The 25,891-nt window shown below is 55.2% G+C and carries 16 protein-coding genes; 12 read left to right on the top strand and 4 right to left on the bottom strand.

Translation table 11 applies throughout. The features are described from left to right. Positions 1-144 precede the first annotated feature (144 nt). Positions 145-2,121, top strand: a complete 1,977-nt coding sequence (locus tag HV213_RS10300; protein WP_181485626.1) for an alkyl/aryl-sulfatase — start codon at positions 145-147, stop codon at positions 2,119-2,121. Between the two features lie 188 nt (positions 2,122-2,309). Here the strand turns inward: HV213_RS10300 and HV213_RS10295 are convergent, their stop codons facing one another. Continuing rightward, entirely contained in the window at positions 2,310-3,233 is a 924-nt protein-coding gene (locus tag HV213_RS10295; RefSeq protein WP_181485625.1) for a LysR family transcriptional regulator, read from the bottom strand. 124 nt (positions 3,234-3,357) lie between these two features. Here HV213_RS10295 and HV213_RS10290 point away from each other — a divergent pair, with 124 nt between their 5' ends. Next, positions 3,358-5,145 carry an adenine deaminase gene (locus HV213_RS10290; RefSeq protein ID WP_181485624.1) on the top strand — a complete coding sequence of 596 codons (1,788 nt, stop codon included), beginning with the start codon at positions 3,358-3,360 and terminating at the stop codon, positions 5,143-5,145. Positions 5,146-5,292: 147 nt separating this feature from the next. After that, a complete protein-coding gene (locus HV213_RS10285; RefSeq protein ID WP_181485623.1) occupies positions 5,293-6,636 on the top strand; it encodes an NCS2 family permease in 1,344 nt (447 codons plus the stop codon). A 128-nt stretch (positions 6,637-6,764) separates the two neighbouring features. On the opposite strand, the gene HV213_RS10280 is transcribed toward HV213_RS10285, so the two are convergent. Continuing rightward, positions 6,765-7,658 (bottom strand): LysR family transcriptional regulator, encoded by an 894-nt coding sequence (locus HV213_RS10280; RefSeq protein ID WP_181485622.1) that lies wholly within the window; start codon positions 7,656-7,658, stop codon positions 6,765-6,767. Between the two features lie 169 nt (positions 7,659-7,827). Between HV213_RS10280 and HV213_RS10275 the strand changes: the two genes are divergently transcribed. After that, positions 7,828-8,142: an RcnB family protein gene (locus HV213_RS10275; RefSeq protein ID WP_181485621.1), complete on the top strand. Its 315-nt coding sequence runs from the start codon at positions 7,828-7,830 to the stop codon at positions 8,140-8,142. 44 nt (positions 8,143-8,186) lie between these two features. Here HV213_RS10275 and HV213_RS10270 read toward each other — a convergent pair whose 3' ends face one another. Beyond that, on the bottom strand, positions 8,187-8,516 hold the full coding sequence (locus HV213_RS10270) for a hypothetical protein (RefSeq protein ID WP_142513110.1): 330 nt from the start codon (positions 8,514-8,516) through the stop codon (positions 8,187-8,189). Between the two features lie 377 nt (positions 8,517-8,893). Next, positions 8,894-10,003, bottom strand: coding sequence for an iron-sulfur cluster carrier protein ApbC (gene apbC, locus HV213_RS10265; RefSeq protein WP_110277441.1), 1,110 nt, complete (start codon positions 10,001-10,003; stop codon positions 8,894-8,896). 151 nt (positions 10,004-10,154) lie between these two features. Between apbC and metG the strand changes: the two genes are divergently transcribed. The 8 genes from metG (at position 10,155) to HV213_RS10225 (ending at position 25,886) form a co-directional block, all read left to right on the top strand. Beyond that, positions 10,155-12,188, top strand: coding sequence for a methionine--tRNA ligase (gene metG / locus HV213_RS10260; RefSeq protein WP_181486376.1), 2,034 nt, complete (start codon positions 10,155-10,157; stop codon positions 12,186-12,188). A 139-nt stretch (positions 12,189-12,327) separates the two neighbouring features. Next, positions 12,328-15,516 carry a DUF4132 domain-containing protein gene (locus tag HV213_RS10255; protein ID WP_181485620.1) on the top strand — a complete coding sequence of 1,063 codons (3,189 nt, stop codon included), beginning with the start codon at positions 12,328-12,330 and terminating at the stop codon, positions 15,514-15,516. Positions 15,517-15,528: 12 nt separating this feature from the next. After that, positions 15,529-19,263 (top strand): DUF4132 domain-containing protein, encoded by a 3,735-nt coding sequence (locus tag HV213_RS10250; RefSeq protein ID WP_181485619.1) that lies wholly within the window; start codon positions 15,529-15,531, stop codon positions 19,261-19,263. A 14-nt stretch (positions 19,264-19,277) separates the two neighbouring features. Next, positions 19,278-22,877: a DUF4132 domain-containing protein gene (locus HV213_RS10245; RefSeq protein ID WP_181485618.1), complete on the top strand. Its 3,600-nt coding sequence runs from the start codon at positions 19,278-19,280 to the stop codon at positions 22,875-22,877. Positions 22,878-22,977: 100 nt separating this feature from the next. After that, positions 22,978-23,199 carry a hypothetical protein gene (locus HV213_RS10240; protein WP_181485617.1) on the top strand — a complete coding sequence of 74 codons (222 nt, stop codon included), beginning with the start codon at positions 22,978-22,980 and terminating at the stop codon, positions 23,197-23,199. 13 nt (positions 23,200-23,212) lie between these two features. Then, entirely contained in the window at positions 23,213-23,539 is a 327-nt protein-coding gene (locus HV213_RS10235; protein ID WP_181485616.1) for a hypothetical protein, read from the top strand. 64 nt (positions 23,540-23,603) lie between these two features. Next, positions 23,604-24,701, top strand: coding sequence for a Fic family protein (locus tag HV213_RS10230; protein ID WP_181485615.1), 1,098 nt, complete (start codon positions 23,604-23,606; stop codon positions 24,699-24,701). A gap of 96 nt (positions 24,702-24,797) precedes the next feature. Further along, positions 24,798-25,886, top strand: coding sequence for an ATP-binding protein (locus HV213_RS10225; protein ID WP_181485614.1), 1,089 nt, complete (start codon positions 24,798-24,800; stop codon positions 25,884-25,886). Positions 25,887-25,891 lie beyond the last annotated feature (5 nt).

The raw sequence follows: 25,891 nt of genomic DNA, 5'->3' as shown, positions 1-25,891 counted from the left end.
CAACCAACAACAAAAAAACATTTTATTAACAAAATAAACACTTTTTCAGATACGCGATTATAGTTTGAGGAGTCATTACAGGATGTAACCCAATGTCATATCGAAATTAGTGAGTAAATCAGCGTAAAAACCTCGAGGATCCCAATGAAATTAACCCCGATAATGAAAGGATTGGCCCTGGCTGGAATATTCTCTACCCTCCCCCTGACAAGCTGGGCGGAGACCTCCCCTAAAGAAGCGACAGCGGCAACCAAACAAGCGAACGACGCGCTGTACAAACAACTTCCCTTCTCCGATAACACCGACTTTACCAACGCGCATAAAGGTTTTATCGCCGCACTGCCCACCGAGATAATTAAAGGCGAACAGGGCAACGTCATCTGGAACCCGCAGCAGTATGACTTTATTAAAGAGGGTGAAAAAGCGCCGGATACCGTCAACCCCAGCCTCTGGCGTCAGTCTCAGCTGATTAATATCAGCGGCCTGTTTGAAGTGACCGAAGGTGTGTACCAGATTCGCAACCTCGATCTCTCCAATATGACCATCATCGAAGGTAAAGAAGGCATTACCGTTGTGGATCCGCTGGTGTCGGCGGAAACCGCCAAAGTCGGTATGGATCTGTATTACAAAAATCGCGGCAATAAGCCGGTGGTGGCGGTGATCTACACCCACAGCCACGTTGACCATTACGGCGGCGTGCGCGGCGTAGTCGATGAAGCCGATGTGAAATCCGGCAAAGTCAAAGTCTATGCGCCTGCTGGCTTTATGGAGGCAGCCGTTGCGGAAAACATCATGGCTGGTAACGTGATGAGCCGCCGCGCCAGCTATATGTACGGTAACCTGCTGAAGCCGGAAGCCACCGGTCAGGTTGGTGCAGGGCTGGGTACGACGACCTCTGCCGGTACCGTTACGCTGATTGCCCCAACCAACATCATTGAGAAAGATGGTCAGAAAGAGACTATCGACGGCCTGACCTATGACTTTATGCTGGCTCCGGGATCGGAAGCACCATCAGAAATGCTATGGTATATCGAAGAGAAGAAGCTGATCGAATCCGCAGAAGATGTCACCCATACCCTGCATAACACTTACTCTCTGCGTGGCGCGAAAATTCGCGAGCCGCTGCCATGGTCGAAATATATCAACGCCGCCATCGTGCGTTGGGGCGACAAAGCCGAAATCATCATGGCGCAACACCATTGGCCGACCTGGGGCAATGAGAACGTCGTTAACCTGCTGAAAAGCCAACGCGACCTGTATCGTTACATCAATGACCAGACCCTGCGCATGGCTAACGAAGGCCTGACTCGCGATGAAATCGCCGCCAAATTCAAGCTGCCGGACAGCCTGGCAAACACCTGGGCCAACCGCGGTTACTACGGTTCCGTCAGCCATGATGTGAAGGCAACCTACGTGCTGTATCTCGGCTGGTTCGACGGCAACCCGGCAACCCTGGACGAACTGCCGCCAGAAGAAGCGGCGAAGAAATTCGTTGATTATATGGGCGGTGCCGACGCCATTATGAAAAAAGCGAAAGAGGACTATGACCAGGGCAACTACCGTTGGGTGGCTCAGGTAGTGAGCAAAATCGTCTTCGCCGACCCAGGCAATATTGATGCTCGTAATCTGGAGGCCGATGCTCTGGAACAACTGGGCTATCAGGCAGAATCAGGGCCGTGGCGTAACTTCTACCTGACCGGCGCGCAGGAGCTGCGAAACGGCGTGGTGAAAGGCCCGACGCCGAATACCGCCAGCCCGGATACCGTGCGGGCAATGACGCCTGAGATGTTCTTCGACTATCTGGCGGTACATATCAACGGCGAGAAAGCCGGTACGGCTAAATCGGTGTTCAATATCGACCTCGGCAACGATGGCGGTAAATATAAGCTGGAGCTGGAAAACGGCGTGTTAAACCACACGGCCGATGCCGAGGCGAAAGACGCCGATGCCACCATTACGCTGGATCGCGCTACGCTGAACAAAATCATTCTGAAAGAGGAAACGCTCAAGCAGGCACAGGATAAGGGTGAAGTGAAAGTGACCGGCGACGGCGCCAAGCTGGACGAAATGCTGGGTTATATGGATAAGTTTGAGTTCTGGTTCAATATTGTGACGCCGTAAATAAGTCACCCCGCGGCAGTCGGTCGCGGGGTCTTAACCTGCCTATTGTCCAATTTGCGTATCGCCGGATATCGTAACCGTGGAGTACATTATCGACGTGCTGATTAAGCAACGGCCTTAGCGGTCTTCCCGGAGGCGGCGCGTTGCGCCTGTCCGGGCTACCAGACCTACGCCGCATGCACTGGTCATTACGTTTTCACTTCCCGCAGCGAACTCAATAGTAAAGCAAAACACGCTTCAATCAGCGGCGGCAAAGGCTGTGGCCCGCGCATCAGCGCCACGGTCCGCGTTAAGGCTGGTTGCTGAAGCTGGGCAATCTTCAAAACAGGATCCTGAAGATGGGTGGTATAAAGCGCAGGCAGAATCGCCACCGCCAGCCGGGAGCGCACCAGACCATAGAGCGTTTCAATATAATCAACCTGATAGCGCGTATTGAGCGTCAGACGATGGCTCTCTGCCAGCGCACTGACCAGACGCTGAATATTGCCCTTTGAGAACACCGCAATATCGCGCCCGGCCAGTAGCTTCCATGGCAGATGCGGCTGCCCGGCCAGCGGATCGTCACAATGCAGCACCGCAACGAACGGATCTTCGCGCAGAGGATAAACCAGCAGTTCCGGCGGCAAAGAACGATCAATTGCGCCAATGGCAAAATCTATTTTCCCCGACTGCAGTTCGCAAAACAGGGCATCATTGGTCTGATCGTGAAACTCCACCCTCAGGCGCGGAAAAGCCTGAGCCAGCGTCTGCGGCAGCAGCGGAAACAGCAGCGAGCTCACCGATGGCACCAGGCCAATGCGCACCGTACCATCGCCGCCGGCCTCGACAATCTGCTGCATATCGTGAAACGCCAGCTGCGCCACGCTCAGCACCCGCTGGGCATGGGGCAAAATAGCGGCCCCCAGCTCGGTCAGGGTCACTGACGACGCCGTGCGGTTAACCAGCTTGCCGCCCAGTACAGCCTCAATTTGCCGCAGCGCGCTGCTGAGCGCCGGCTGGCTAATAGCCAGCCGGTTAGCGGTATCGGTGAAATGACGTAGCTGGGCCAGGGTCACAAAATACTGGATCTGCTTAAGCGAAAGGGCTGGAAGGCGCTGCCAGGGTTCAGTCATAAAGTTCTTCGTCAACGGTCATTACACAGAATAACCCGAGGTTATCGGGCGATAAATTTATTCATCTGGGCAAACGTTTGCTCTGCCCCTAGAGTATCCGCATTATCCTTGTGCCGGAGTTGTTATGTCCAGCAGTGCTGAAACCCGCCGCCGCGCTGTCCAGGCCGCACGCGGCGAATCCCCGTTCGATCTATTACTGACCGACGCACAGATCGTCGACATGGCGAGCGGCGAGATCCGCGAGGCCGATGTCGGCATCGTTGACGAAATGATCGCCAGCGTGCACCCGCGCGGTAGCCGATCCGATGCCCACGAACGTCGCTCTCTGGCGGGATATTTTTTGTCACCAGGGCTGATGGATACACACGTCCACCTCGAAAGCTCCCACCTGCCGCCCGAGCGTTATGCCGAAATAGTCCTTACTCAAGGCACCACGGCGGTGTTCTGGGATCCGCACGAGCTGGCCAACGTACTGGGCGTTGAAGGTGTGCGCTATGCCGTCGCCGCCAGCCGCGATCTGCCGCTACAGGTGATGGTCGCCGCGCCCTCCAGCGTGCCGTCCACGCCGGGGCTGGAGATGTCCGGCGCGGATTTTGCCGGTGCGGAAATGGAAACCATGCTGGCGTGGCCGGAAGTACACGGCGTCGCCGAAGTCATGGACATGCACGGCGTATTGCACGGCAGCGAGCGGATGCAGGAGATTGTCCTGGCCGGTCTGAACAGCGGCAAGCTGATTGAAGGCCACGCGCGTGGTTTAAGCGGCGCGGACCTCCAGGCCTATCTCGCCGCCGGGGTGACATCCGATCACGAGCTGACTTCTGCGGAAGATGCACTGGAAAAACTGCGCGCCGGGCTGACCGTAGAAATTCGCGGCTCGCACCCTTACCTGCTGCCAGATATCGTCAAGGCACTGAAAACGCTACCGCATCTCTCCTCGCAGATCACCGTCTGCACCGATGATGTCCCGCCGGATATGCTGCTGGAAAAAGGCGGCATCATCGCCCTGCTCAACCTGCTGATTGAGCATGGTCTGGCGGCGACCGACGTATTACGCTTCGCCACCTTAAACGCGGCGATCCGTCTACAGCGTAACGATCTGGGGCTGATTGCCGCCGGACGTCGCGCCGATCTTGTCGTTTTCGATTCATTAGAAAAGCTCAAAGCGCAGGAAGTCTACGTCGCCGGGAAGCTGATTGCCCACAAAGGGACTCTGCTCCAACCTGTTTCAGCGGCGGCAGACGTGACGCCACCGCGCAATACGCTTCAGCTGACACCGCTAAATCCTGACGACTTTGTCCTCCGCGTTGGCGATATCCACCACGGCGTCGCCCGCCTGCGGCATATTCGCGGCGCGCGTTTTACCCAGTGGGGCGAAGTGGAGGTGCAAGTCCGCGACGGCAAAGTGCAAATCCCGCACGGGTTTAGCCTGATTTGGGTTAAGCATCGCCACGGACGCCACGAAGCGAAGCCGCAAATCGCGCTGCTGGAAGGCTGGGGTGAGCTGCGCGGTGCGATCGCCACCAGCTATTCGCACGACTCACACAATCTGGTGGTGCTGGGCCGCGATGCCAACGATATGGCGCTGGCGGCAAATCAGTTGATCGCATCAGGTGGCGGCATGGCGCTGGCGCAGCAGGGTAAAATCCTCGCTCACGTGGCGATGCCGATTGCCGGGATGCTTTCCGATTTACCAGCCCCAGAGCTGGCGCAACAGTTCCGCCAGCTGCGAGACCTGAGCGCAGAAATCGCCGACTGGGAGCCACCGTACCGCGTATTCAAAGCGATTGAAGGCACCTGCCTCGCCTGTAATGCCGGGCCGCATTTGACCGATTTGGGTTTGACCGACGGCAGTACCCGCCAGATTGTCGACCCGCTGATAGACTGCCGGGAAACCCCGGAGTACATACCCTAAATAATTCGAGTTGCATGAAGGCGGCAAGTGAGAGAATCCCCAGGAGCTTACTAAAGTAAGTGACTGGGGTGAGCGAGCGCAGCCAACACACAGGCAACTTGAAGTATGACGGGTATATCACAACAATAAACATCAGGGAGCCTTAGCATGGCCGACAACACCCTTCATTCATCCGCGCAAGGAAGCTGGCTGGAGCGCCGTTTTGCCTTGTATTCGCGCGGCAGCACGTTGCGAACCGAATGCCTCGCAGGCATTACCGGCTTTCTCGCCGCCGCCTATCTGCTGGTGGTTATCCCCGGCCTGCTGGCGGTGGGCGGGATGGATAAAGGCGCGGCGACAACTGGCACGATTTTGGTCTTTGTCGGCGGTACGCTGTTAATGGCGTTTTACGCCAACCTGCCTTTTATCGTTGGGCCGGGCATCGGCGGTTCGGTGTTAGTCGGCGTGACGCTTGCGGGCAGCGAGGGTATTGGCTGGCAGGTCGGCCTCGGCATCGCCTGCTGGTCGGGGATCCTGTTTTTCCTGCTGACCAAATTCGGCCTGCGCGAAGTAGTCACCCGTTCGGTGCCGCAGTCTATTAAGCTTGGATTAACCGCCTCAATCGGTCTGTTCGTCGCAGTGCTGGGTTTTCGTAACGCCGGGCTGGTGCTGGCAAATGCCAAAACCAATGCCCTGATGCTCGGGGATTTCCTTTCACCGGGCGCGCTGGTCGCACTCTGCGGGCTGTTTCTGGCGATTGCCCTACAGGCGCGAAAGATCCCCGGTTCTATTTTATGGGCCATTCTGGTCGCTACCCTGATCGGTATACCCATGGGCGTCACCAAACTGCCGGGCAGTTTTATCGATATGCCGCATTCGCTGACGCCGGTGCTGGGGCAAATCGATATGCTGGGGGCGTTGAATATCGCCTTCCTGCCGTTCCTGTTCGTCTTTTTCGCCTCAGAGTTCTTTTCCACGATGGGTACCACGCTGGCGGTGGGCGGCGAAGCGGGCCTGCTGGATGAAGAGGGTAACATGCTGCATATCAATCGCCCGTTTATGGTCGACTCGATTGCGGCGGCTATTGGCCCGTGGCTGGGTATTCCGGCGGCGACCGCGCTAATTGAATCTTCGGCGGCGGCGGAAGCTGGCGGCAAAACCGGGTTAACTGCGCTGTCGGCGGCGGTAATGTTCCTGCTGATGCTGCTGTTTACGCCGGTGGCGTTGATGATCCCGAAAGAAGCCACCGCGCCAGCGCTAATTCTGATCGGCCTGAATATGTTCAGCGGCCTGCGCAAAGTAGATTTAGGCAATTTCACCGACGGATTGCCGGTACTGATGATGGTGATGATTACGCTGATCGCCAACAGCTTCGGTACCGGAATTGCCGGTGGGCTGCTGTTTTATGTGGTGATTAAGACGATTGCTGGCAAGTGGCGAGAAATCCCGATTGGCCTGTGGATCCTCGCCATTCCGCTGGTGTACTACTTTGCGACGCTGGTGAAGCATTAAGATCCATGCCGCTAATTTTCCCGGAGGCGGCGCTTAACGCGCCTGTCCGGGCTACCAAACCCGCAAACCACGCGGATCCGTAGCCCGGACAGGCGCAGCGCCGCCGGGAATGACACCAGCGTTAGAGCCTATACTTTCTCGCACTCTGTTTTAACAGCGTCATACAGTAGCCGCACCGCAGGAGAAATCTGTTTGCGGTGCGGGCAAATCATATTTAGCGGCACGACATCACCCTGATACTGCGGCAACAGCACCTGTAGCCGCCCTTCGCGAATGTCATCGCTCACGTCCAGCGTGGATTTATACGCAATCCCCTCCCCGGCAACCGCCAGGCGGCGAATAACTTCAGCGTCATCACTCACAATCGTGCCGGAAACCTGCACATGGTGAACTTCTCCCCCAAAACTAAGCGGCCAGCGATCGAACGGCCTGCCGCGCAGCACGTAGGTCAGCGCATTATGCCGCGTTAAATCATCCAGCGTCTGCGGTTCACCGTGCTCGGCTATCCAACCGGGCGAGGCCACCAGCACGCGCCGGTTCTCGGGCGCAACCGGCAGGGAAATAAACGAGGCGTCGTCGTTATAGCCATAGCGAAATGCGACGTCCACCGGGTCTTTAAACACATCGGTCCGATGATCGGAAAACAGGATCCGTAAACTCAGCGCGGGATGGCGCAGGCGAAAAGCGCGAAACACGCGCAGGAGCAAGTTACGCCCCAGATCGGACGGCACGGCAATTTGTAACGTACCGCGAACTTCGTCATCGGGAGCCTGGATTTTTTGCAGCCCGGCATGCAGCGTATCCAGCATCTGCGTGGCATAGGGCAACCAGGTCTCCCCTTCAGGGGTCAGACGCAAACTGCGCGTAGAACGGGCAAAAAGACGAATATTCAGCGTCGTTTCCAGGCGTTTTATCGCCGCACTCACCTGCGCGGGCTGCTGCCCGGCCTCACGCGCCGCCTCGCTGAAGCTGCTTAATGCCGCGGCGCGAACAAACAACGCCAGATCTTCCAGCCTGAACATAGGAACTCCCGAATCCGGATTATTCTCAAAACCGACGCGATCCGCCGAAAAACGTCACAGCATCACTGTTTTCTTACACTTTTAACCAAACCAATACTTGCCATTTCCTTGATGTATCAGGAATGATACGAGGCTGCGATTTTGTGTCCAGGATAATAATGAGGAAATTATGCGTAAAACAAAAATGATGCTTCTGGGCGTACTGTTGGCCTGTTCCAGCGGAGCGTGGGCTGCTGGCGGCGCTCTACAGAAATATGAGCTGGATGGTGTTACCGCAGACTTCAAACAATTCCACATCGGCGATACCGTACCGCCCCTGTACCTCACGCCAGAATACAACATTAAGCAGTGGCAGCAGCGCAATCTGCCCGCACCGGACGCCGGTACTCACTGGACCTATATGGGTGGGAGCTACGTTCTGATTACCGATACTGAGGGGAAAATCCTCAAAATCTACGATGGCGAGATTTTCTACCATCGTTAAAAGCCGAACGCCAGCGCGCTACCTGCCGCTGGCGTTTTTCTTTTCTATTCGTTAAAACGGTTTTGCTTTTGCATAAATTCCTCGACGGCAATATATGAAGCAATTTGCTCATATAACATCAGAATACTTAATATCAGATCGCCGCCGCTTCGCAGTAAATCATCCGGCGCAGTGCGGCTTTGATCACCTGATAAAAAAGTGATTTGTTCAAAAATTTCATTATATTCACCATAAGCGCCAATCGGAACCTCAGTTAGCGGGATGTTTTCCTGGCAATAACGCAACGCGTCGGCTGCTTTCTCCGGCAGAGAGCGCGTATGCATAAAAATTACCAGCAGTTCTCGTAACTTAACGATTAGAGCAATATTATTCATCGTTCACTCCGAAATTTATTACGGATATTTTTATTCCTTACCTCGTTTTTATCTACGTATGACTAATGATGACAACTGCCCGCCAAAAAAAAATAAGATGAGGAAAATAAGTTTCCGTAAAAAATAACCCATCCTGGCGATAAAAATATTTCACTTCAATGTTAATGAAGCTCTCACAATCGCCGACAGAAAACAATGTTAAAAATATGTTTTATTGATTAATCTCAATATCGCGAAATGTGAATAAAAATAAGTAATAGTTAACACTGGCACTATTCATTTGGTGATTAACTTATAAGGTAGAAAAGCGCAGTTATCTGCTGACATAAAAAAACCGCGCGACGTAAAACGCCGCACGGCTTAGCCTGGAAAGGTGATTACACCGCCCGGAAGGCAATCTCGCCAGGGATCACTTCGCCCTGCCAGTACAGCTGCGCCGCCACGCGGTCCGCTAGCTGGCGGTAAGTCTCGGTAAACTCGCTTTCCGGACGCGCGACCACCGTCGGGGTGCCTTTGTCGAGGTCTTCACGCAGCGTGATATGCAGCGGCAGCTGGCCCAGCAGCTGGGTGTGGTATTTATCCGCCAGCTTTTGCGCGCCACCGGTACCGAAGATAGGTTCGTGGTGCCCACAATTGCTGCAAATATGCATACTCATGTTTTCCACAATACCCAGTACCGGCACTTCCACTTTTTCAAACATCACGATGCCTTTTTTGGCGTCGATCAGCGCAATATCCTGCGGCGTAGTGACCACTACCGCGCCGGTTACCGGAATGTTCTGCGCCAGCGTCAGCTGAATATCGCCGGTACCTGGCGGCATATCCAGCACCAGATAATCGAGATCCGGCCACAGCGTTTCTTGCAGCATCTGCATCAGCGCTTTGCTGGCCATCGGGCCGCGCCATACCATGGCGTTATCGTCAGTCACCAGATAGCCGATGGAGTTGGTTGCCAGACCGAATTTCATAATCGGCGCCATGTGAGTGCCATCCGGTGACGTCGGACGCTGGTCTTCCGCGCCGAGCATGGTCGGAATCGACGGGCCGTAAATATCGGCATCGAGAATACCCACTTTCGCCCCTTCCGCCGCCAGCGCCAGCGCCAGGTTAACCGCCGTAGACGATTTCCCCACCCCACCTTTGCCGGAGCTGATGGCGATAATGTTTTTTACGCCGTTAATGCCGGGCTGATTTTTTACCCGCTGAAGCGTGGCGATGCTGTGCGTCAGCTTCCAGTCAATGGCTTTAGCGCCGGTAATGCGTAACAGCTCGGCGCTGCACTGCTCTTTTAACACCTCAAACGCGCTATGCCACACGAACGGCATCTGAATTTCGATGTGCACGGTCTCGTCCAGCCAGGCGACATGATGCAGCGCCTTCAGCGTGGTGAGGTTATGTTTCAGGGTTGGGTGCTGGAAATTAGCCAGGGTCCCGGCAACCATCGCACGTAGGCGCTCGGGGGATTTGGCCTGGGATTGCGAACTCATCCCGACTCCTTTGTTATTGTGAGTTGAATCTTGTCCGTTAAGTTTACCTTAAAGGGAATAATTCCCCCACAATAAGCTTTGGGCTTACCAAATTATTGCCTTTGCGGTAACATCGAAAGCCCTTTTTACAATAGAAGATGTAATGCCCACTATGACTCAAGTCGCGAAGAAAATTCTGGTAACGTGCGCGCTGCCGTACGCAAACGGCTCAATCCACCTCGGCCACATGCTGGAGCACATCCAGGCTGATGTCTGGGTCCGTTACCAGCGAATGCGCGGCCACGAAGTCAACTTCATCTGCGCCGACGACGCCCACGGCACCCCGATCATGCTGAAAGCGCAGCAGCTCGGGATCACTCCGGAACAGATGATTGGCGAAATGAGTCAGGAGCATCAGACCGATTTTGCTGGCTTCGGCATCAGCTACGATAACTATCACTCCACGCACAGTGACGAAAACCGTGAGCTGTCGGAGCTCATCTATGGCCGCCTGAAAGAGAACGGTTTTATCAAAAACCGCACTATTTCTCAGCTTTACGATCCGGAAAAAGGCATGTTCCTGCCGGACCGTTTCGTAAAAGGCACTTGTCCGAAGTGTAAATCACCGGATCAGTACGGCGATAACTGCGAAGTGTGCGGCGCGACCTACAGCCCGACCGAGCTTATCGAGCCGAAATCGGTGGTTTCCGGCGCGACGCCAGTGATGCGCGAGTCTGAACACTTCTTCTTTGATCTGCCGTCATTTAGCGAAATGCTGCAAGCGTGGACCCGTAGCGGCGCGCTGCAGGAGCAGGTGGCGAACAAAATGCAGGAGTGGTTTGAATCCGGCCTGCAGCAGTGGGATATTTCCCGCGATGCGCCGTACTTCGGCTTCGAAATCCCCAACGCGCCGGGCAAATATTTTTACGTCTGGCTGGATGCGCCAATTGGCTACATGGGCTCTTTCAAGAACCTGTGCGACAAGCGCGGCGACACCGTAAGCTTTGACGAATACTGGAAGAAAGATTCTACCGCCGAGCTGTATCACTTTATCGGCAAAGATATCGTCTACTTCCACAGCCTGTTCTGGCCTGCGATGCTGGAAGGCAGCAACTTCCGCAAACCGACCAACCTGTTCGTTCACGGCTACGTGACGGTCAACGGTGCGAAGATGTCCAAGTCGCGCGGTACCTTTATTAAGGCCAGCACCTGGCTGAAGCATTTTGACGCCGACAGCCTGCGCTACTACTACACCGCCAAGCTCTCTTCACGCATCGATGATATCGACCTGAACCTGGAAGATTTCGTGCAGCGCGTGAATGCCGACATCGTTAACAAAGTAGTGAACCTGGCGTCCCGTAATGCGGGCTTTATCGCCAAGCGCTTCGACGGTGTGCTGTCCGCTGAGCTGGCTGACCCGGAGCTGTACAAAACCTTCACCGATGCAGCTGCAAGCATTGGCGAAGCATGGGACAGCCGAGAATTCGGCAAAGCCATCCGCGAAATCATGGCGCTGGCCGACGTCGCGAACCGCTACGTTGATGAGCAGGCTCCATGGGTTGTGGCAAAACAGGAAGGCCGCGACGCTGACCTGCAGGCTATCTGCACCATGGGTCTGAACATGTTCCGCGTGCTGATGACCTGGCTCAAGCCGGTTCTGCCGGAGCTTTCTGCGCGTGCAGAAGCCTTCCTTAACAGTGAACTGAGCTGGGATTCCGTTCAGCAGCCGCTGCTCGCTCACAAAGTCAATAATTTCAAAGCGCTGTATAACCGCATTGAGATGAAGCAAGTTGAAGCACTGGTTGAAGCGTCGAAAGAAGAGGTGAAAGCGCTGTCAGCACCGGTCACCGGTCCTCTGGCGGATGACCCGATTCAGGAAACCATCACCTTTGATGATTTCGCCAAAGTAGATATGCGTATCGCGCTTATCGAAAACGCCGAGTTCGTTGACGGTTCCGACAAGCTGCTGCGCCTGACGCTGGATCTCGGCGGCGAGAAACGCAACGTCTTCTCCGGCATCCGCTCCGCCTATCCAGATCCGCAGGCACTGATTGGTCGCCTGACGGTAATGGTAGCCAACCTGGCACCGCGCAAAATGCGCTTCGGCATCTCGGAAGGCATGGTGATGGCCGCAGGTCCCGGCGGGAAGGATATCTTCCTGTTAAGCCCGGACAGCGGCGCTCAGCCGGGCCAGCAGGTCAAATAACCCCGCATAAAGCGCTGCTCCGGCAGCGCTTTTTATTTTATAAATTCTGAAAATCGCATTCCTGTCGTCCTCCCCCTCTGTGTTCTTAGCAATAACTGCTAGCATCAAATCCAAACTGGATAAAAACACAGGGAAGAAAATGAAATATTTTATTTATCAGGACGAAAAATCACACAAATTCTGGGCAGTCGAGCAACAGGATAACGAGCTGCACCTGAGCTGGGGCAAAGTCGGCACCAGCGGACAGAGTCAGATTAAAACCTTTTCCGATACGGTGGCCGCGACGAAGGCAGAACAAAAGTTAATCGGTGAGAAAACAAGAAAAGGTTACGCTGAAAACACATCGGCGGAAGAGCGCCCCGCCCAAAAGATCGCCAGCCCGCACAATGCTCAGCCCTGGCTCGCGGATGACGCTCCTGTACCATTAACGGTGGAGATTAATGGGTTTGCCTTCTGTCATCGTAGCCGTTTCGGCCCCTTTAATGCGTCACCGCTGGGAAATGATATATGGAAATTCATTAGCAATGATACGCTAGAAAAATATTCATTGTCTCCGCTTTACTCTCACTTTCTCCCCTATGTGGCCTCATTGATAACCAACCAGGGCGTGATCGGGATAAGTCAACTCGCCAACGATTTAGACAAAAAAGACGCAAGGACCCAATTGCCAGAGCTTGATGCTGCCGACTATCTTACTAAATGGTTAGCTAAAACGAACCATCCGGATGCGCTTAGAATATTAATTCTTTGTGCCGGCAACAAAATTAAGCGTCTGGGGCATTTAAGTAAGACCTGCCAAAAGTATCCTCATGCGGCTATTGCCGCATATGCGTCGCTGCTGGCGAGCGATGAAGATCCGATCTGGCGCAGAGCGCTAACGGTACTCATCAGCGCTGACCCCACCCGGGTAGAGCAAGTCTTGCCATGGATTGACGCACACGCCGCTGAAACGTTAACCACGACCCAACCGCTGAGCGATTCATCAGCAGAATATGCCAGCCCGGAGACCCTACCAGAAATACTGGTATCCCCGCCGTGGCTGAAGCAAAATCAAAAAAGCGCATCACCAGTATTCAAGCTATCGGTACTCCCCGTCGCTTCTACGCTTCGCCTGACGCCGGCAATAGCGGAAGAACTCACTGGCTACGATTACAGTGATTACCAATCCCAATTCAATTACGCGGACCTACCGCCATTTGAAAGCTATCGTTGGGAAAAAGTGACAGAGCCATTCACCCCGGAACAAAACTTTCTGTGGCGCCTGGGATTTGAAAACTGGCAACAGTTAGACCCTGGCACATCGCAAAAAATGCCCATTCCGCAAAACGCCATCAATGCCCTGCAATGCAATGACTACGCCACCTTGATAAATGAATTCCATCAGTATACGGGTAAGCGGTATTCGCAATGGAAACTGCATCTGCTGGCCTGGATGCCGCGCGAGCAAGCATTGGTCCTACTGGATGCCTTAGCTGATGAACCTCACAAAGGCGAAGAGGGGATCTTGCCCATTTTTGGTATCGATGCCCTGCCAATATTTGTCCGTTATCTTAAACACGATCGCCAGTCGCTGTGGCCGTTTACCCCCTATTGCGGCACAACCGATTTGGCACTGCCGATGGCACAAAACTTCAGCCGCAAAAAAACGCTGCGCGAAGACGCCCGCAGCTGGTTACTTGAGTATCCCGAACATACCATTGCCGGATTATTGCCCGCAGCGCTAGGGAAAGCTTGCAAAGACAGGGACGACGCTCAACAAGCCTTGCGATTACTGGCCGATAGTAATCACCGTTCTCTGATAACCCAAATAGCGCAGCGCTATCAACAACCGGAGATTATCGCCGCCCTGGGAGCCTTTCTCGACGTGGGGGATTTTCACGATTTCCCGGCGAAGATTCAGCCTTTGCCTGAATTTTATCAATTTACACTGTGTCGCAGGCCACAGCTCAAAAGCACGGGTCTGCCGTTGTCGGATGACGCCATGCGTTACCTCGGCGATATGCTGAATTTCCCACGCGAAGTGAAAGTTTACGCCGGGCTGAATACCGTAAAAAGCATCTGCACTCCAACATCTCTGGCTAACTTTGCCTGGGATCTTTTTAACGCCTGGATTGAAGCAGGAGGCCCTTCAAAAGCTAACTGGGGCTTCACGACATTAGCCTTTTTCGGTAATGACGATACCGCACGAGCGCTGACGCCGCTCATCCGCGCCTGGCCAGGTGAATCGCAGCATCAACGCGCAGCGCTTGGGCTGGATATTCTGGCGGAAATCGGTAGCGATATCGCCCTGATGCAGCTCAACGGTATCGCGCAGAAGATAAAATTTAAGGCCCTCCAGGAGAATGCACAGAACAAAATCCAGCAAATTGCCGAAAGCCGCGGGCTGACAATTGCCGAGCTGGAAGACCGCCTCGCCCCGGACCTGGGCCTGGACGATAACGGCTCCCTGACCCTCGACTTCGGCCCACGTCGCTTTACCGTTAACTTCGACGAAGCGCTGAAACCCTTTGTGCGCGATGAAAACGGCAATCGTCTAAAAGACCTGCCAAAACCCAACAAAAGCGATGACGAAACGCTGGCGACCGCAGCGGTCAGCCGCTATAAATCGCTGAAAAAGGACGCACGCACCGTCGCCGCCCAGCAAATCATGCGCCTCGAATCCGCCATGTGCCTGCGCCGCCGCTGGACGCAGGAGCAGTTCCGCCTGTTCCTCGTCGAGCATCCGCTGGTGCGACACATCACCCGCCGCCTGGTATGGGGGGTCTACAGCGAACAAAACACCCTGCTCGCCTGCTTTCGCGTAGCCGAAGACAACAGCTACAGCGATGCGCAAGATAATCCGTTCCGCCTGCCGGAAGGGAAAATCGGCATTCCGCACGTGCAGGAAATTTCTCCGCAGGACATTGCCGCCTTCGGCCAGCTGTTTGCCGATTACGAACTACTGCCGCCGTTCCGCCAGCTCGATCGCAACCACTACAGCCTGACGGAAAGCGAATGCGACGCCATGGAGCTGAATCGGTGGAACGGGCGACAATGCCAGGCCGGCCGCATCGTAGGGCTTGAGCGTAAAGGCTGGCAACGAATCGAAGAAAGCGGCAGTATCTGCGGAATGTATAAACCCTCAGCCTGCGGTGACATAGTGCTGGTCACGGAACCTTTTTCGCTGCTATATGGTGAAACCGGGTACGACGAACTCATCCCGCTCGATATGGTCAAAATCGTCGCTGAAGATGATATTTACTTCGGAAAACCAGCGTTTGCTTTCTCCACCCTCGACGCTATTGCCACCAGCGAACTCATCAACGATATCGAATCGCTATTCGATTAAAAGGAATTGGTCATGAAAACGTTCATTTATCACGACGAAAAATCACATAAATTTTGGGCAGTAGAGCAGCAGGATAACGAGCTGCATCTGAGCTGGGGCAAGGTCGGCACCAACGGTCAGAGTCAGATTAAAACCTTCGCCGATGGCGTCGCCGCCAGCAAAGCCGAGCTGAAGCTGATTAACGAAAAAACCAAAAAAGGCTACGTTGAAGATACCGCCGCTGTGCAGCCCACCGTTGCCAGCCCGCTTTCTGAGCCAGCCGCCCCGGCAGCAACCCCACAGCCGGAGCGCGTTCCCACGCCTATTGACGTTACCCGCCCGTGGCTGGCGGACGATGCCGAATTGCCGTTGTCGGATGAACTACTTGCGCAAGCGCTCCCTTCACGCCGTTTCCCCAGCGAACCGATTGCTGCGCCTGAGGACAGTGTGTTAATGAACCTCGGCAAAGAGATCCATAAGCAATCGGGGAAAACCGTTACCTTCGACTATGCCGACTGCTCCGCGTACTGGCAGCAAGTCATCAATGAAGCTCTCACCGATGGCCAGCTATCACCGGCCGCGCTGGCGGTGCAGGTCGCCGTGGCAACTCGCCGTGGCTGGCGCAGTGGTGACAATCCCGAACTGATGGACGAAATTGTTCACGTCTACGGACTGGAATATGCCGTTGAGATGTTTATCGCCCTACAGCACATTGAATTTGAATATAATTATCAAACCGTTCAGGTCACCTTTCTCGCAGAACCAATCTCGGCTCGTGGAGCGGATATGTTCGACGTTCGCCTGCGTGCCCATCTGTCCCTTGCCGATGAGCCGCTGTGGCAGCGCTGCGTGGATAAACTCGTTGCCGCGTTGCCGGATATGCCTATCGGCCAGCAGCCGCTGGTCGCGTTATTGCTGCCAGAGCGCCCGGATATCGCCCACGACATCGCCCGCCGGGCGCTGGCGCATAAAAATGTCAAAACGGCAGAATGGCTGAAGCTGGTTGCCAGTGACCCGCAGGTCGTCAAAGCGCTGGATCCTTACCTGGCGGAAAACCTGTTTAACGACTATTACCACGGCAGCGTCTGGAACGCGACGGTGATGCGCGAACAGGGAGTCGCCGGAATCTCCCGCTTTGCGCCCTACGTTCACGATGATCTGTGCGGCGAGCTGGTAAGTTATCTTAATCATCCGCAGGCCCTGACGCAGCTGATCCGCGTGAGCGAACAAGGAAAACGCTGCCACGAACGGATGACACAAGCCTGCACCCGTTTCCCACATGCGGCGCTGGCGGCATTGGCTGAACTGCTGACACAAAAAGAAGAGAAACGCTGGCGCATTATGCTGATGACCCAGTTGAGCGCCCGACCGGAACTGGTCGCACAGGTCGCGCAATGGATCTCCTCGCAGGCCGCGGCGCTGCTGGAAACCTGCCAGCAGCAATTAAATCAGCAGACCGACTGCGCCAGTGACGATATGCTGCCGCCGGTGCTGGTATCCCCACCATGGGCGACGAAAAAGAAAAAGTCCCCTATTCCCCAACTGGATTTATCACCGCTGGCCTTAGACCCGATCTGCATGCTGACGGAAGAGGCGGGCAAGCAACTTCTCGAACAGCGTAGTTGGTATGCCCACCGGGTGGAACAAGGCAAAGGAAAGGACGACAAAAACTACCTGACGCAATTAGGCGGTTTTCAGCGCTGGAATGGCAATAGTTATGACGACGCCCCCGACGCCGTACTGAGCGCCTGGCAACGGCAGGATTATCCCGCGCTGATTGCGGAGGTTAAGGCCATCCACGGTTCTTCCTCGTACGAATGGGCGCTCTATATGCTCACCGCGCTGCCCGCCGCGCAGGCAATCCAGGCCTGGAACGCCCTGAGCAAAGAGCCGCACACGGGCACGGAATATGTGATGACGTACCTGCGCCTTGCCGGACTGCCGGGCTTTATTAACGCACTTTCTCGCTACCCGCAGGAGAACTTACCCGTCGCTATCTGGTTTGCCGCCAGCGAACTGGCTCCGATGGTCGCCCGCGCCTTTAACAAACTTAAAACGGTGCGCGATGCTGCCCGCGAGTGGCTGCTGGCCTATCCGGAACATGCCATTACCGGCCTGCTGCCCGCAGCCTTTGGTAAAGCAGGCGAAGCGCAGGACAGTGCACGTCTGGCGCTACATCTGCTGATAGATAACGGCCATCAGCCGCTGCTTGAACAGATCGCACAGCGCTATAACCAGCCGGAGGTGATGGACGCCATTAACGCCCTGCTCTCACTCGATCCGCTGGATAACCATCCGACCAAAATTCCGGCCCTGCCTGCGTTTTACCAGCCCGCATTCTGGACGCGCCCGCAACTGCGGGAAAATGGTCAGGCTCTGCCGGACGCAGCATTAAAATCGCTTGGCGAAATGCTGCGCTTCCCGGCAGAAGAAGGCATTTACCCCGGCTTACAGCAGGTGAAAGATCTCTGCACTGCCGAGTCACTCGCCGCCTTCGCCTGGGACCTGTTCAGCGCCTGGCAAACCGCCGGAGCGCCATCCAAAGAGGGCTGGGCCTTTAGCGCGCTGGGAATTCTCGGCAACGACGACACCGCACGAGCGCTAACGCCGCTGATCCGCATCTGGCCGGGTGAATCCCAGCATAAACGCGCCACCGTTGGGTTAGATATTCTCGCCGCGATCGGCACGGATATCGCCCTGATGCAGCTTAACGGCATCGCCCAGAAGCTGAAGTTCAAAGCCTTACAGGAGCGCGCACGGGAAAAAATCGGCGATATCGCCGAGAGTCGCGAACTGACCGTTGCCGAGCTGGAAGACCGCCTCGCTCCGGATCTCGGATTGAACGATGATGGAACGTTAACCCTCGATTTTGGCCCGCGGCGCTTTATCGTTAGCTTTGATGAGGCGCTCAAGCCGTTCGTGCGCGATGAAAGCGGCAGTCGTCTGAAAGACCTGCCAAAACCCAATAAGAGTGATGATGACGCGCTGGCAACAGAGTCGGTTAATCGCTACAAAGCGCTGAAAAAAGACGCCCGCACAATTGCCGCCCAGCAAATCGCGCGGATGGAATCCGCCATGTGCCAGCGCCGACGCTGGACGCCGGAGAATTTCCACCAGTTTCTGGTGAGTCATCCGCTGGTACGCCACCTTACCCGTCGCCTGGTATGGGGCGTCTATAGTGCGGACAACAAACTGCTGGCCTGCTTCCGCGTTGCCGAAGACAACAGTTACAGCACCGCCGATGACGATCTCTTTACCCTGCCGGACGGAGAGATCTGCATCGGTATTCCGCACGTGCTGGAAATGCCTGCGGGAGACGCCGCCGCCTTCGGTCAACTGTTCGCCGATTACGAACTGCTGCCACCGTTCCGTCAGCTCGATCGCAACTGCTATACCCTGACCCCTGCCGAACTGGCTGCCACCGAGCTGACCCGCTGGGCCGGGCGCAAGTGCCCGAGCGGCCGGGTGATGGGGCTGGCGAATAAAGGCTGGCTGCGCGGCGATCCACAGGATGCGGGCTGGATCGGCTGGATGCTGAAACCGCTGGGACAGTGGACGCTGGTGATGGAAATCGACGAAGGCTTCGCCGTGGGCATGTCGCCGGATGGGCTTAGCGCCGAGCAGCTGTTAAGTAAAATCTGGCTATGCGCCGAACATGCGCACCAGTACGGCTGGGGCAGCAACGGTCCGCAGGACGCGACGTTCTCCGTCCTGGATAGCGTCAGCGCCAGCGAACTGATTAACGACATTGACGCGCTATTTGAATAGAACAAGGAATGTTTATGCACAACGCAGTAACACCACCATGGCTGGCGGATGACGCGCAGCTGGAATTGACCTTTAAAAAGGGCAAAGAGCCGTTAAGCCATCGCCGCTGGCCGGGCGAACCAGTGCCGCGGGTTGAAGAGGGGCGCATTCAGGCGCTGGCGAATGATTTGCAGCAACGCTTCGGGAACACGCAACCGACAACATTTCATTATGGCGAATGTGACGAGCAGTGGCAGCAGGCTATAGAGCAGGCGATTAGCTACATTAACGCGCCTAAACCAGCTATGCCTGCCCGTGTAATAGCGGTACTAGTAGAGCTCAGTGACAGTCACCATGCTGAATATTTGGATGCGATCGTTCAACAGGAAGGGTTGGAGTACGCCACTGAGGTGGTCATTGAACGGCAGAAGATAGGTATTCAATACGATACTTCCAATGTCTGGCGATCGACAAACACCGTCACTTTTTCTCCCTTCGCCAGGCAATATGTGTGGCGATCCTGTACCTATCATGAATTCGATATCCGTCTGCGCAAGCATTTTTCGTTGGCAGAAGAGGAGCTGTGGCAGCACTGTACCAACAAACTTATTGCCGCGCTTCCTGATATTCCGCCAGATCGCCGCCCGTTAATGGCGATACTACTGCCTGAAAGAGCAGATATAGCCACTAAGATGGCGACACAGCCGTCTTCATCGACAGAGTGGCTGAAAACGGTGATAACCGTCGTTCCCGGAACGCTGGTAAAGCTGCGCAAAATGGACGTGTTTAATAACCACGAAACTAGCGATGCCTGGTACGAAAACCATTATGGTTACGCTGCCTGTGCCGCGCTGCTGCGCGAACAGGGGTTGACGGCAGTATCACGCCTGGCTCCTTATGCTCATGGTGACGATTGCGCCGGACTGCTGGCGCAGATCGACCATCCGCAAGCCGTGACCTTATTGCTACACGTAGCGGATAAAAATCAACGCAGCATGGCGCGCGTGAACAAATGCGCCAAACTCTTTCCACAGGCAACGCTGGCTGCGCTGGCGGAACTGTTGGCGCAAAAAAACGTGGCAGGACACTTAGGCTGGTTAAATAAATGGGGAGACGAACCAGATCTACAAGAACGTGAGAGCCGTCAGCCCAAGTTGGAGGCGATTTGGCAATCCCTGTTGCAGGTATTACTCACAGCGCAACCATCAATGGTTGAGCAAATACTGCCATGGCTGACGCCACAAGCCGCTGCACTGTTACAGCTCCGCTCAGAGGAGCAGACCTCAGCCCCTCTCCTCACTACCGATAACGCCAGCCTGCCGGAAATCCTGCTCTCACCGCCGTGGCGCGGCAAAAAGAAAAAAGCTGCAAGCCCACGCTTTGAGCTTCCCGTACTCCAGGTTGCTCCGCAGGAATACTGGCAACCGGGGGAAAGAGAGGCACTGGCCACCAGCAAACCGGCCTGCTTCTTTAACGACCTGCCGCTGTCTGAACGCCTTACCCGCAAAGGAGAGGTTGTATTACGGGAGCTGGGCTTTGAGGATATGGATTATCTGTTCCATCAATATACGCTTAACGGGCAGTCAGGGCATTTGTGGTCTGGATATAGCGCATACGGAAATGAGAAGAGATGGTATAAAGCGGCCGTCAAGGCGCTGCACAGCGGCGAAAGCGAGGTGCTGCTGCAGGCCTGGCGAGACTATCTTGAAGGAGGCTATAACCCCAACGAACACTGGAATCTTTATCTACTGATGCAGTTGCCGCGCGAGCAGGCTGTCACGCTCTGGCAGCGCATCAATGAAGAGAATTTCAAATTTGTCGGGGCTGAATATCTGCTGAGCATCCTCGGGACGGATGCCCTGCCCGGACTACAGCTGGCGCTTCAGCATCGGCCAAAAGAGATCTTTCCGCTGCTGATTCATATCGGTGCGACGGAACTGGCGCTACCGGTCGCCCGCCTCTGGCGGCGTTTCCAGGCACAGAGCAATCTCGCTCGCCAGTGGCTACTGCAATGGCCGGAACACGCCGCCACCGCGCTAATCCCGCAGGCGTTCGACAAAGCTGGCGATAACCGCGAAGCGGCGATTAACGCCCTGCGCCTGCTGTACCAGCAAGGTCACGAAGCGCTACTGCAAACGGTCGCCCTACGCTGGAACGAACCGCAGCTGTGGGCGGCACTGGAACTATTGTTAACTCAGGATCCGCTGGACAACTACCCGGCTCGCACATCGAAAGCGTCGGATTTTTGGCAGCCCGCGCTCTGGCGCAGGCCGCGGCTTATCAGTAACGACCAGCCTCTGACGGACGATGCGCTGGAGATCCTCGGAGAGATGCTGCGTTTCGCCCAGGGCGGCCATCATTACTGCGGGCTGGATATCGTCAAAGCCACCTGCCAGCCCCAGTCGTTAGCCGCTTTTGCCTGGGATCTGTTTAACGCCTGGCAAAACGCCGGGGCTCCCGCCAAAGAGAACTGGGCGTTTCAGATACTGGGGCTGTTCGGCGATGAGAGTACGGTGCGTGATTTAACTCAACTGATCCTTGCCTGGCCGCAGGAGGGGAAATCCGCCCGTGCCGCCAGCGGGCTCAATATCCTCACCCGCATCGGCAGCGATATGGCGCTGCTGCAACTGCACCATATTTCCCAACGCGCTAAATCCCGCCCGCTGCGCGACAGCGCGGAGCAGTATCTTGAAGAGGTTGCCGACGCGCGCGGTCTGAGCGAAGAGCAGCTACAAGACCGACTGACGCCGACGCTGGGCCTGGATGATGCACAGGCGCTGACCTTTGATTTTGGCACCCGCAGCTTCAGCGTGCGCTTTGATGAAAACCTGCTGCCGGTGATATACGACCAGCAGGGGGCGCGGCAGAAAACCATTCCGCGCCTGCGCGCCGATGACGATCAGGTGAAAGCAGCGGAAGCACTGGCCCGGCTGAAAGGTTTGAAAAAAGACGCCACTCAGGTAGCAAAACGCCTGCTTCCGCACCTGGAAAACGCGCTGCGGCTGGCGCGGAGCTGGAATCGAGCTGAGTTTCAGGCGCTGTTTGTCGACCATCCGCTGACCAGCCATCTGACCCGGCGCTTAGTGTGGGGAGTTTACGCACCGAATGAACCACGACGTCTGCTCAACGCCTTTCGCGTCGCAGCGGAGGGCGAATTCTGCGATAGCCTGGATGAAACTATCGCCCTGCCGGAGGATGCCGTGTTCGGCATCGCTCATCCGCTGGAAATGGGTGATAAAACGTGCGCGGCGTTCGAACAAATCCTCAACGACTACCTGCTGTTGCAGCCCTTCCGCCAACTGGCGCGCCGTACGGTGCTGCTGACGCCAGCAGAAGCGGCCAGCAGCAAACTGACGCGCTGGCAGGGCAAATCAACCACCTGCGGGCAGCTGTTAGGGATCCGCGGCCGTGGCTGGTGGCAGGCTAACGAAAATTGTTTCTACTACGACCTCCCGCAGCATCGGCTGATACTGGAGGTTTCGCCGGGGTTTGTTCACTACAACATCGACGCCAAAGCAAGCCAGCAGTTCGGCACCATTACGCTCTATCGCGACGAACGCCCCGCCGCCTTCTCGCAGCTTGATTCTCAGGATCTTAGCGAGGCGCTAAGCACGGTGGATATTATTTTCCGCTAGAACAAAAATGCGGTGAGTCGATTGGCCACACGATTCGACTCACCGCATGAGTCGAATATTTACCCTATAACCAGAGCCTTATTCTGGAACAGAAATAATCATGATTGAAAACAAAGAGATCGCTACAACCATCAGCCAACTGATGTTGAGATTCGGTAAGGAAATAGATAGCTCAGTGGCCCTGGTGCAAACCCATTGCGGTAAAGAGGAATTACGCTGCTATCAGCAAGCTGCCGGAAAAATCATGGCCAGCATGCTGCTTGACGTAATGAATCCTCTGTACAAAATACACCCTGATATTAAGCCAGATGAATTAATTTGATGGAACGAATTCCATGATAATACAGCGTCAACTGGTCGCCACCTATGACTATGATGTACGGGAAAAGTCCGAACCTTTCCACTTTCGTCTGGAAGTTCATCAGTGCGGCGAGATTTATACTGGTACCGTTTTTCGCCTGGAGCGCTACAGATTACCCACCACTTTTCCGCAAGATGCTGAGGGTGTGCCCATCGGAATAATGGATGATGCACTGCTCTATATAAAAGATGAATTTATTGATGACCGTGATTTATCCGGAGCAACCGTCGAAAGCATCGTGACGTGTTTCAGCGCAAAATTGCAGTCTATTTTTTACGCCAGCAACGATGCCGGGCATTAATTGCCGTGCTATTCTACTCACAAAATGAGTAGAATAAGGCAGATAATCGACTCAGGAGATTGCAATGTGGATTTGGCAGCAAGATAACTGGCCCGCCTTCAGTTGCGATCAGGAGCAGCTTTCACCACTACTGCGTCATATAAACTTTCTGCAAGGTAAGCTATATGGCAGCAGCCAGATACTCGCTAACGCCAGCACAACGCTTGATACTCTTCTGGCAAACATCCTTTATTCTAGCGACATTGAGGGCGAGCGGCTTGATGTACGCTCGGTTCGCTCATCGCTGGCGACTCACTTAGGTATCGATGAAAAGATAACGTACCCTATAGATAAGAAAACTGAAGGGCTGGTGGAATCAGCGCTGGACGCCATTAACAATCTGGATACCCCCCTTACCCCTGAGCGGTTATTACACTGGCATGCGTCACTATTTCCCGTTGATACGGGATTGATTTATACCATCGTCGGCGGTCAGTTTCGAACGGGGCCGGTTCAGGTGGTATCGGGTCGTATCGATAGACCCGTTATTCATTTTGAAGGGCCGGACGCTACTGCCATCGACACGGAAATGGCAGCTTTCATTCAATGGTTTAATAACAGTCGCCATGATGCGATCCAGGATCCCATATTACGCGCGGGTATCGCGCATCTGTGGTTTTTGACAATACATCCTTTTGAAGATGGTAATGGCCGAATAGGTCGACTTATCATGGACCTGGCTCTCGCCCAGGCCGAGCATAACACCGTGCGGCTTTATGCTATGTCGCAGACCATTCGTGAACATCGTAAAGACTACTACTCAATAATTGAAAAGACGCAATGTGGAAATATGGACATAACCGCATGGTTACGCTGGTTTATTGAAATGCTCCAGATATCTCTTGAAAGGACGCTCGCCTTGATTGCACGAACCGTATTTAAAACAAAATATTGGCGACGTGCTGACCCGGCGCAGCTTAATGCGGACCAGGTGAAAGTACTTAATCGCATGCTGGACGGCGATTTCAGTCAGGGGATTAATAATCACCAATACAAAGCGGTCGCCGGAGTCAGTCGGGCAACCGCTACCCGCCATTTAGCACAGCTTACAGAACTTGGTTTCTTAACGGCAAGTGATGCGGGAGGACGCAGTGCGCGTTATACATTGCCTGCAATCATATAAGTTATTCACCCTGACTCGTGCAAACGCCCCTGATACCTCCGGGTGCGCATAGAGTAAAATCGTACCTCGTCATCGCTGTCATTTTAAGGAAGAAATATGTCACAACAGGAAACACACCTTCAGCGCCCACCAGCTGCCGTGCTGTATGCCGACGAACTTTCACGGCTTAAACAGGATGACCGTCGCCCTTGCCCGCCCGGCTGGCAGTTGAGCCTGCCGGCGGCGCGGGCTTTCATCCTTGGCGATAGCGCTCGCAATATTAGCCGCAAGGTGGTTATCAGTCCCGCCGCCATCGAACGGATGCTGGTGACGCTGGCGACCGGGCGCGGCCTGATGCTGGTGGGCGAGCCGGGAACGGCGAAATCACTGCTCTCCGAGCTGCTGGCCACCGCTGTTTGCGGCGACGCCGGGCTCACTATCCAGGGCGGCGCGGCCATTACGGAAGATCAAATCAAATACGCGTGGAACTATGCATTACTGATAAACCAGGGGCCGTCGACACAGGCGCTGGTGCCCGCCCCGCTGTATCAGGGAATGCGCGACGGTAAAATCGTTCGCTTTGAAGAGATCACCCGCACCCCGCTGGAAGTTCAGGACTGCCTGCTGGGGATGCTTTCCGATCGCGTAATGGCGATACCTGAACTGACCGGCGATGACAGCCAGCTGTACGCCCGCGCCGGATTTAATATTATCGCCACCGCCAACACCCGCGATCGCGGAGTTAACGAAATGAGCGCGGCGCTGAAACGCCGCTTCGACTTCGAAACCGTCTTTCCGATTATGGATTTTCAACAGGAGCTGGAGCTGGTGGCCAGCGCCTCGGCCCGGCTGCTGGAGCATAGCGGCATCCCGCATAAAGTGCCCGACGCCGTGCTGGAGCTACTGGTGCATACCTTCCGCGATCTGCGCGCCGACGGCGGCAAAAAAACATCAATGGATACTCTCAACGCCATTATGTCCACCGCCGAAGCGGTTAACGTCGCCCACGCCGTCGGGGTGCGGGCGTGGTTTTTAGCCAGCCGCGCCGGGGAGCCTGCCGATCTGGTGGACTGCATCGCCGGGACCATCATTAAAGATAATGAAGATGACCGCGCCCGCCTGCGTCGCTATTTTGAACAACGCGTCGGCACGCATAAAGAAGCCCACTGGCAGGCCTATTATCAGGCCCGTCACCGCCTGCCGTGAGGGAA

This window comes from Klebsiella sp. RHBSTW-00484, from assembly GCF_013705725.1.
GTDB lineage: Bacteria > Pseudomonadota > Gammaproteobacteria > Enterobacterales > Enterobacteriaceae > Klebsiella.
This window is presented reverse-complemented; position numbering and strand designations above follow the sequence as displayed.

What these genes read in the sequence shown, in the direction of transcription:
- HV213_RS10300 (WP_181485626.1), top strand. Translation starts at nt 145, where the DNA reads ATGAAATTAACCCCGATAATGAAAGGATTGGCCCTGGCTGGAATATTC.
- HV213_RS10295 (WP_181485625.1), bottom strand. Translation starts at nt 3,233, where the DNA reads ATGACTGAACCCTGGCAGCGCCTTCCAGCCCTTTCGCTTAAGCAGATC.
- HV213_RS10290 (WP_181485624.1), top strand. Translation starts at nt 3,358, where the DNA reads ATGTCCAGCAGTGCTGAAACCCGCCGCCGCGCTGTCCAGGCCGCACGC.
- HV213_RS10285 (WP_181485623.1), top strand. Translation starts at nt 5,293, where the DNA reads ATGGCCGACAACACCCTTCATTCATCCGCGCAAGGAAGCTGGCTGGAG.
- HV213_RS10280 (WP_181485622.1), bottom strand. Translation starts at nt 7,658, where the DNA reads ATGTTCAGGCTGGAAGATCTGGCGTTGTTTGTTCGCGCCGCGGCATTA.
- HV213_RS10275 (WP_181485621.1), top strand. Translation starts at nt 7,828, where the DNA reads ATGCGTAAAACAAAAATGATGCTTCTGGGCGTACTGTTGGCCTGTTCC.
- HV213_RS10270 (WP_142513110.1), bottom strand. Translation starts at nt 8,516, where the DNA reads ATGAATAATATTGCTCTAATCGTTAAGTTACGAGAACTGCTGGTAATT.
- apbC (WP_110277441.1), bottom strand. Translation starts at nt 10,003, where the DNA reads ATGAGTTCGCAATCCCAGGCCAAATCCCCCGAGCGCCTACGTGCGATG.
- metG (WP_181486376.1), top strand. Translation starts at nt 10,155, where the DNA reads ATGACTCAAGTCGCGAAGAAAATTCTGGTAACGTGCGCGCTGCCGTAC.
- HV213_RS10255 (WP_181485620.1), top strand. Translation starts at nt 12,328, where the DNA reads ATGAAATATTTTATTTATCAGGACGAAAAATCACACAAATTCTGGGCA.
- HV213_RS10250 (WP_181485619.1), top strand. Translation starts at nt 15,529, where the DNA reads ATGAAAACGTTCATTTATCACGACGAAAAATCACATAAATTTTGGGCA.
- HV213_RS10245 (WP_181485618.1), top strand. Translation starts at nt 19,278, where the DNA reads ATGCACAACGCAGTAACACCACCATGGCTGGCGGATGACGCGCAGCTG.
- HV213_RS10240 (WP_181485617.1), top strand. Translation starts at nt 22,978, where the DNA reads ATGATTGAAAACAAAGAGATCGCTACAACCATCAGCCAACTGATGTTG.
- HV213_RS10235 (WP_181485616.1), top strand. Translation starts at nt 23,213, where the DNA reads ATGATAATACAGCGTCAACTGGTCGCCACCTATGACTATGATGTACGG.
- HV213_RS10230 (WP_181485615.1), top strand. Translation starts at nt 23,604, where the DNA reads ATGTGGATTTGGCAGCAAGATAACTGGCCCGCCTTCAGTTGCGATCAG.
- HV213_RS10225 (WP_181485614.1), top strand. Translation starts at nt 24,798, where the DNA reads ATGTCACAACAGGAAACACACCTTCAGCGCCCACCAGCTGCCGTGCTG.